Consider the following 7,968-nt stretch of genomic DNA (forward strand, 5'->3'; position numbering starts at 1 on the left):
AGCAATGGACAATACACTTAAGTTTGCAGACAGCCACGAGTGGGTAAAAGACAACGGTGACGGTACTGTAACTATCGGTATTTCTGAGCACGCTCAAGAGATGCTAGGTGACGTTGTGTTTGTTGACCTGCCTGAAACTGAAGACGAAATTGAAGCTGGCGAAAGCTTCTCTCTAGTTGAGTCAGTTAAAGCTGCTTCTGATATCTACGCGCCAATCTCTGGTGAAATCGTAGAAATCAACGAAGAACTAGAAGATAGCCCAGAGCTAATCAACGAAGAACCTTATGAAGGTGGTTGGATTGTTAAAGTGAAGATGTCTGATGCGTCTGAACTAGACAACCTTAAAGATGCGGAAGAATACCTAAGCTCTATCGAAGAAGACTAATAGGTAACCTCATTACGATAAAGCTGCTCTTGTGAGCAGCTTAATTTTAGGGGCTAGCTCACGGCTCCAGAGAGAAAGTAGAACGATATCATGACTGAATTACTTCAAAGCCAATTACTGAAAGACTTGGGTACACAAAACGAGTTTGTTGCTCGTCATAACGGCCCAAATAAAGCAGACCAGCAAAAAATGCTTGAAGCGATCAACGCGACTAGCCTAGACGCACTGATCGACGAAACGGTTCCTGCACAAATCCGTCTTGAAAAACCAATGACACTTGCTGCGCCACTGAGCGAAATGGACATGCTGACCTCTCTTAAAGAGATCGCTAACCTAAACCAAGTGAAACGTACTTTCATTGGCCAAGGCTACTACAACACATTCACTCCAAACGTTATTCTACGTAACGTTTTAGAGAACCCAGGCTGGTACACAGCTTACACACCATACCAACCAGAGATTTCTCAAGGTCGACTTGAGTCTCTGCTTAACTACCAACAAATGGTAATGGACCTTACAGGTATGGAAATCGCGAACGCGTCTCTTCTTGACGAAGCGACAGCGGCTGGCGAAGCAATGACACTGTGTAAGCGTGCTGGTAAAAGCAAGAGCAAAGTATTCTTCGTTGCTGACGATGTTCACCCTCAAACACTAGAAGTTGTTAAAACTCGTGCTGAGTACATCGGTTTTGAAGTAATGGTTGGCGCTCTTGAAACACTTCCAGAGCAAGACGTATTTGGTGCACTAGTACAATACCCTGGTACAACAGGTGAAGTTCGTGACCTAACAGACGTCATTGCAAAAGCTCAGGCAAACAAAACGCTTGTAACCGTTGCAACAGATCTACTTGCTTCTGCTCTACTTAAGCCTGCTGGCGAAATGGGCGCAGACGTAGTAATCGGTTCAGCTCAGCGCTTCGGTGTTCCTATGGGTTACGGCGGTCCACACGCTGCATTCATGGCAACTCGTGAAAAGCACAAGCGTACAATGCCAGGTCGTGTAATCGGTGTTTCTATCGATACGCACGGTAACCAAGCACTACGTATGGCAATGCAAACTCGTGAGCAACACATCCGCCGCGAGAAAGCGACATCGAACATCTGTACGGCTCAAGCGCTTCTAGCAAACATGGCGTCTTTCTACGCGGTTTACCACGGTGCAGAAGGCCTACGTACTATTGCTCGTCGTACACACCACATGACAGCTATCCTAGCAGCTGGCCTGACTAAAGCAGGTTACGAGCTAACGAATAACAGCTTCTTCGATACCATCACAATCAACTCAGAAGATAAGACAGATGCACTGTACGCGAAAGCGCAAGCAGCAGACATCAACCTACGTCTACTTCCTGGTAAGATTGGTATCAGCTTAGACGAAACAACTACTGTAGATGATGTGAATGCCCTATTCGCTATCTTCGACGTGAAAGAAGACGTTCAAGCACTTTCTTCTGACATTGCATCAAACGAGTTTGCAGCAATTCCAGAAAACTGCCGTCGTGAATCTGAGTTCCTAACTCACCCAGTATTCAACACGCACCACAGCGAAACGCAAATGATGCGTTACCTAAAACAGCTTGAGAACAAAGACTTCTCACTAACGCACGGCATGATCCCACTAGGCAGCTGTACGATGAAGCTGAACGCTGCTGCTGAGATGATCCCAGTAACATGGCCTGAGTTTGGTTCTATTCACCCATTCGCACCTCTAGAGCAAGCGGCTGGTTACACAGCTCTAGCGAAAGATCTTAAAGAGAAGCTATGCGAAATCACTGGTTACGACGATTTCTCACTCCAGCCTAACTCTGGTGCATCTGGCGAATACGCAGGTCTAATCGCGATTCAACGTTACCATGCAAGCCGCGGTGAAGCTCACCGTAACGTTTGTCTGATCCCAAGCTCTGCGCACGGTACTAACCCTGCAACAGCATCTATGGTCTCAATGAAGGTAGTGGTTGTTAAGTGTGATGAAGATGGCAACATCGACATGACAGACCTAGCAGCGAAAATCGAGAAGCACAAAGACAACCTATCAAGCATCATGATCACTTACCCTTCTACGCACGGCGTATACGAAGAGCAAGTGAAAGAAGTGTGTGAACAAGTACACGCAGCGGGCGGCCAGGTTTACCTAGACGGCGCGAACATGAACGCTCAAGTAGGTCTAACTTCTCCTGGCTTCATCGGTTCAGACGTATCTCACTTGAACCTACACAAAACATTCTGTATCCCACACGGTGGTGGCGGTCCGGGTATGGGTCCTATCGGCGTTAAATCGCACCTAGCACCTTTCCTACCAGGTCACATCGAAAATGGTGTACAAGGTTCTGACTACGCGGTATCAGCAGCAGATTTAGGTAGTGCTTCAATCCTACCTATCTCTTGGGCTTACATCGCAATGATGGGCGAACCTGGCCTAACAGACGCAACTAAAGTTGCGATTCTGAACGCGAACTACGTGATGGAAAAACTACGTCCTCATTACCCTGTACTTTACCGTGGTACTAATGGCCGCGTAGCGCACGAATGTATTATCGATATTCGTCCACTAAAAGAAGAGACAGGCATCAGCGAAGAAGATATTGCTAAGCGTCTAATGGACTTCGGTTTCCACGCGCCTACTATGTCTTTCCCAGTAGCTGGCACATTAATGGTAGAGCCAACTGAATCAGAAGATTTAGAAGAGCTAGACCGTTTCTGTGAAGCGATGATCGCAATCCGCCACGAAATGGCAGCAGTGAAAGCCGGTGAATGGCCACTAGACAACAACCCTCTAGTGAACGCACCGCACACACAAGTTGACCTTTCAGGCGCAGAATGGGATCGCCCTTACTCTCGCGAACTGGCTTGCTTCCCATCGAAAGCAACGAAGAACTCGAAGTACTGGCCTACTGTTAACCGTGTAGACAACGTATACGGCGACCGTAACCTAATCTGTTCTTGCCCAAGCATCGATAACTACGAAGATTAATTCGTAGCGGCGCTAAGCAGCGAAACATAACAAAAAGGCGAACCAAATGGTTCGCCTTTTTGTTGTCTCAAATTCAAGGTCTACAAATGCATTGACCTTACCGTAAGGGAAAGGTTTAAGGTGAAATGAATCCAACGATGAATGAGGAAACAATTATGGGATGTTGTAACAAAGCGCCAAAAGGTGGAGCCCCTCTTGGCTTACTTCTGAAGGTAACGTTAGGGATTGGTCTTTTTGTGTTTCTACTGGCGTTGTGGCAGTAGAATGCTGATATGGCGCTAGATTTTCAGTTAAGAAGTGATAGTAAGGACAAGATAGATAGCGCCAAGTTGATATTGGCGCCATAGTTGTATGGTTGGTGTTTACCCTATTGGCTTACATGTTCCTAAAAACGTACTTTGATACTTATAGGATTCAATTACACCTTGCTCATCCGTAATAAAAGTATACGTGCAACTGTCGTTGAAAATCCTATATTCCGCCTCAATCACACCATCATCTTTAGACCTCATTTGATAGGGTTCCCCCCACTGCTCTACCAGCTTATCTATGTGATGCCCGGTCCAACTGTCACCAAAGTAGCTCTCAGTCACAAGCAAAGAACAACCACTTAGGGCGAGCGTGAACACTAAACTCAGCAGTCTTAATTTCATAACGGTTAACCTAATCATTCATACGGATGCAAGCGTAACAATTAAATGATTCACATAAAAGTTAAAACGAGAGCGGAGATAAGAGCAGATCTCTTTCAGTCATTGCTATAGGCAACTAGCTACTTTAGTTATTTTGGCATTTTAAAGAAATAACTATATGTGCCACTCATTGCGAATCACTCTAAGCTGTTTACTAACGGTGGTTAGTTGGCGCTAGTGGTCTCTTTAAAGGCCAGCTTCAATGGTTTAACTAATGAGAAAATCCACAAACCGAACGCTACAAAACACCACATAAACAGCGTTAGAAACAAACTAAACATTGGCCACATTACTAAAGCTAGTAGCAGGCCAGACAGCCCCGTTACTGGTGTCTGTTCCCACTTTACCGTTTCCGCACCAAATATGGATGCGACACCACATATTAAGAAGAAAACAAAGAAGCTCAGACTAAATCCGATAAAAAGCATTTTGAAAAGAGACCTTTTCGAGATTTTCTTAACTGTAATTTCCATTAGTATCCCTGTATTTGCATAACACCTGCCATATAAATAGCTTTACACTTAGCGACACAGCTTTTCTATCTAGTTTTTTATGCCATCAATTGTACTAGCCTTTGTCTTTTCATAACAAACACTTATACCTAAAATTTAGTGATTAACGCGGCAAATGTTGAATTTATACCCCTAGCATCATCCTCGATAAATCCAATGCTTGACCCTATACGGTAAGGTGTTTATATTGGCGCCGCCCAAACGGGGCACATCCTAAAATGCACACCGGCCATCCTGCCATCATTCGTGTATTTATATTGGTGTTTTGAACTTCCATGCTAACGAAACTTCGTCCTTTTACTCGTGAATCGGGTGCGCTTATGCATCTTTCGATTCCAATCATTTTGACTCAAATAGCTACCCAAGCGATGGGATTTGTCGATACGACAATGGCTGGCCAAGTAAGCCCCGCCGATCTTGCCGCTATTGCACTTGGCACTAGCCTATGGATTCCAGTGCTGCTGTTGCTGCGTGGTGTGATTATGGCGTTAACGCCTGTAGTCGCTTACCACCGAGGCGCTCGCGACTTCCAAAGTATCTCTGTCGAGTTTTTCCAAATGGTATGGCTTGCATTAATTGCTAGCGTACTACTCATCGCTTATTTGGTGAGTGCCAAACCGATCTTAGAATGGATTGGCGTTGCCGCTGAGATTATTCCTATCGGCAGTGACTATGCGTTTGCCCTAGCCTTTGGTGTACCGGGTATTGCCCTGTTTTACACTTTAAACGGCTTCTGTGAAGGTATGAACAACACCAAAGTACCGATGATCATTTCGGTAATTGGTTTGTTAATTAACATTCCGGTCAACTACGTGCTTATCTACGGTAAGTTTGGTTTCCCTGAAATGGGTGCTGTGGGCTGTGGCTGGGCGACAAGCTTAGTGTATTGGCTAATGTCGGGCATGCTGTATTCCTACATTAAAGGTCATCATCACTACAAGACGATTATTAGCTTTACAGACGCGAAGCCAAAAGCAAAAGAGATGCTTCACCTTCTAAAGCTAGGTTTACCTATCGGTATGAACATCGCGGTGTGTGGCAGTATCTTTGCGGTCATCGCATTGATGATTGGCCGTATTGGTGCAGAGAATGTAGCAGCGGCGCAAATCGCTCTCAATATATCGAGCCTGACTTACGTGATACCAATGAGTATCTCGTTTGGCATTACGATTCGTGTTGGTCACGCTTTGGGTGAAAAAGACGAACTTGGTGCGATTGAGCGCAGTAAAGTCGGTATTTTAGTGGCAGCATTAATCTCATTGCTTTCGGTGACGATGTTCCTACTGTTCCCTGAGTTAATCATTAGGCTTTACACGACAGACCCAGTAATCAGCGCAACGGCAGCTGTGTTATTGACCTTTACCGCTATGTACCAATTCAGTGATGCACTGCAAACCTCTGCAAATGGTGCTCTGCGTGGTTATAAAGATACTAAGATCCCAATGATCTTAGCTATCGCTTCATACTGGGGCTTAGCGCTACCTATGGGTATGGTGTTGGGCTTAACCGACTACGTGGTTCCAGCAATGGGCGAAGAAGGCTTTTGGATTGGTATTCTAACGGGCTTGAGTGTTTCAGCCGCTCTGATGCTACTTCGCTTACGATACGTGATTAAGAAGCGTGATTTGCCACCAGCAGATGCTGCGTTAGCAAACTAAAATAGACCAATAAGCTAATACAAAAAAGCGCGTTACTACCAATCGGTAATAACGCGCTTTTTTATTGAATTTCTATAAGTCAGTTAACGAGCTCGGTTTAACACTCATCATTGACTACCTGTACTGTACATACACAACCATCAGGTGGGCATGTATCTCCACTTGTTCTACCACCAAAAGAATCATAGAGAACATAACAACCAGATGGAAGGTCATCTATTATCGCGCCGCCTAGATCTCCAGTGGTAAATGGGTATTCATAACCAACCACTGTGTACCTATTAGCAAAGTCAGACGTCAAGCTGTCATCATCTGATAAGGTCATAAAGTCGATCATCGTCAATTTGTCGCCCGACTCCCCTCGGCTTTCCGGACAAAGTGTGCCCCAGTCAACCTCAACACTGCCGATACCAAAATCGATCACATAGTTGCTCTGATCTCCTGGGTTTGATGCATCAGGGTTAAGCCCAGCGATAATAGCTTTAGACGTTACCTGTGTGATTACTCCTTCCATTGCACCCGCAACCCCCTCAAGTACCGCTTCTCTCGCCGACTCTTGGATATTAAGAAACCTCGGCGCTGCTGTTACAGCAATAATACCAATTATCACGATCACAACGATTAATTCCATTAACGTAAAGCCGTTTTTCTTCATAACACCCACATCAGCAACAACTTAAAGATTCGATAGCTCAATCATTAGATAACTTAATGAATTATCACTAACTATACATCCTGAATAGCGCACTTAAAACTCTCCCCACTTCGCCATAAATGCTTGAAAGAGCTCAATTTATAAATTCAACACTAATTGGAAGCGTTGTCACATAATGTACGAATAAGCGTTCTACTAATAATACTAATGGATCGAATGAGGCTATATACGGATTAACTTTAATCCAATTATTTGAGCTAGCGCATGAACGACCAAATAGAAGCTTCATATAGCTAACGAAAAGGCGAACCAATTGGTCCGCCTTCATGTTTCAAGAGTCGTACTTAGAAAAACGAGCTCAACAACCCATATCTATCGATTGATCGCCAGATATGAGCCTGCAGCAATCATGATGCCACCAGCGCTTTGGTTTAACCGTTTATGCGCGCGCGGGGTTTTAAGCAAAGTCACCATGCGCCCCGCTCCCATCGCAATCAGCATCAAGCCAGCCATTAGTGCAATAGAAGCCAATACAGAAACTAAGGCAATATCTTGTGAGCGTAAAACCGTCAGATCAACGAATGTTGGTAAAAACGAAATATAAAACAGAATCACTTTAGGGTTTGACGCTGAGATCAGAAAACCTTGCGCGAAGCTAGCAAGTTCTGATTTCTGACTTTTTTTGGCTGCGTGCTCTGCCGAACCTTGCACTTCAGGTAAGGCCTTAAACATTTTGTACCCCAGGTAAATAAGGTAAGCTGCACCAACGTAGCGAATGATCTCGAAAGCAAATGACCAGTTCTCCGCAATGGTTGCTAAACCAAAACAAGCAAGCGCTAGATAAATAAGATCACTGCATATCATGCCTAAAGAAAGGGAAATGCACTTTCGCCATCCATCGACCATTCCACGAGCCAAAATCGCAAATACGCCGGGCCCTGGAGTAATACCAAATATAAACATGGCAATAAAGAATGTAACCGCACCTTCAAACGACATTGGCTTGTCCTTATTCATAGCTCAACATGATATTTGCTGAACGTAACATGCGTCCTTAAAAGGAGTAAAGAAACTATTCACCGATTCTTTACTTACG

Annotated in this window: 6 protein-coding genes; 3 read left to right on the plus strand and 3 right to left on the minus strand. The window is 44.7% G+C overall.

Features of this window, described 5'->3' with window-relative positions; translation table 11 throughout:
- The first annotated feature begins 4 nt into the window (after positions 1-4).
- Together gcvH and gcvP are read left to right on the plus strand one after the other, a co-directional pair.
- Positions 5-385: a glycine cleavage system protein GcvH gene (gene gcvH, locus BCT81_RS21290; RefSeq protein ID WP_008216962.1), complete on the plus strand. Its 381-nt coding sequence runs from the start codon at positions 5-7 to the stop codon at positions 383-385.
- A gap of 90 nt (positions 386-475) precedes the next feature.
- Positions 476-3,355 carry an aminomethyl-transferring glycine dehydrogenase gene (gene gcvP, locus BCT81_RS21295; protein WP_102425743.1) on the plus strand — a complete coding sequence of 960 codons (2,880 nt, stop codon included), beginning with the start codon at positions 476-478 and terminating at the stop codon, positions 3,353-3,355.
- A gap of 856 nt (positions 3,356-4,211) precedes the next feature.
- Here the strand turns inward: gcvP and BCT81_RS21305 are convergent.
- Complete coding sequence (locus tag BCT81_RS21305; RefSeq protein ID WP_102425745.1) at positions 4,212-4,520, minus strand: hypothetical protein; 309 nt, start codon at positions 4,518-4,520, stop codon at positions 4,212-4,214.
- 314 nt (positions 4,521-4,834) lie between these two features.
- Between BCT81_RS21305 and BCT81_RS21310 the strand changes: the two genes are divergently transcribed.
- Positions 4,835-6,217 carry an MATE family efflux transporter gene (locus tag BCT81_RS21310; protein ID WP_102425746.1) on the plus strand — a complete coding sequence of 461 codons (1,383 nt, stop codon included), beginning with the start codon at positions 4,835-4,837 and terminating at the stop codon, positions 6,215-6,217.
- Between the two features lie 97 nt (positions 6,218-6,314).
- Here the strand turns inward: BCT81_RS21310 and BCT81_RS21315 are convergent, their stop codons facing one another.
- Positions 6,315-6,848 (minus strand): MSHA biogenesis protein MshA, encoded by a 534-nt coding sequence (locus tag BCT81_RS21315; RefSeq protein ID WP_198596942.1) that lies wholly within the window; start codon positions 6,846-6,848, stop codon positions 6,315-6,317.
- 396 nt (positions 6,849-7,244) lie between these two features.
- Positions 7,245-7,871, minus strand: a complete 627-nt coding sequence (locus tag BCT81_RS21320; RefSeq protein WP_102425748.1) for a LysE family translocator — start codon at positions 7,869-7,871, stop codon at positions 7,245-7,247.
- Positions 7,872-7,968 lie beyond the last annotated feature (97 nt).

Origin of the sequence: Vibrio sp. 10N.261.52.A1, from assembly GCF_002876325.1 — a bacterium.
In the GTDB taxonomy this organism is placed as follows: Bacteria; Pseudomonadota; Gammaproteobacteria; order Enterobacterales; family Vibrionaceae; genus Vibrio; species Vibrio chagasii.